At 57.9% G+C, this 409-nt stretch carries 1 protein-coding gene; it reads left to right on the top strand.

The genetic code is table 11. From position 1 onward, the window contains the following. The coding region (locus tag J5M57_RS28725) for a LuxR C-terminal-related transcriptional regulator (RefSeq protein ID WP_207938577.1) at positions 1-118 on the top strand (118 nt) is incomplete at its 5' end. Between the last annotated feature and the right edge of the window lie 291 nt (positions 119-409).

The raw sequence follows: 409 nt of genomic DNA, 5'->3' as shown, positions 1-409 counted from the left end.
TAAGCTGGAAATCTCCGTAGAAACCGTGAAAGTCCATAAGAAACACATGTACAGCAAGCTGGGGATCAAATCCCAGTCGGAGCTGTTTTCGATTTTTCTCCAGGCGCAGAACGCCTGAAACGCCTCGGCACGCGGGAGAGCCCTGCGGCTTGGAATCCCCTGTGGCGAGGGAGCTTGCTCCCGCTCGACTGCGCAGCAGTCGCAAACCTGGACACGCGATGCCTCAGACAGACCGTGACAGACAAGTTTGGGGCTGCTGCGCAACCCAGCGGGAGCAAGCTCCCTCGCCACAAGAGCAAGCCAGTCTGCGCGCCATGGGTAACCATTGAGTCCGAACCAAGGAAACCGTATGAGCCTGTCACTCCTGAGCCGCTACGCCTTCTTTGCCGTCTGCGTGATTTTCACCCTC

This window comes from Pseudomonas sp. 86_A (assembly GCF_017491705.1).
GTDB classification, from domain to species: Bacteria; Pseudomonadota; Gammaproteobacteria; order Pseudomonadales; family Pseudomonadaceae; genus Aquipseudomonas; species Aquipseudomonas koreensis.
The sequence above is the reverse complement of the archived record's forward strand: the minus strand, read 5'-3'. Positions and strand labels throughout refer to the sequence as shown.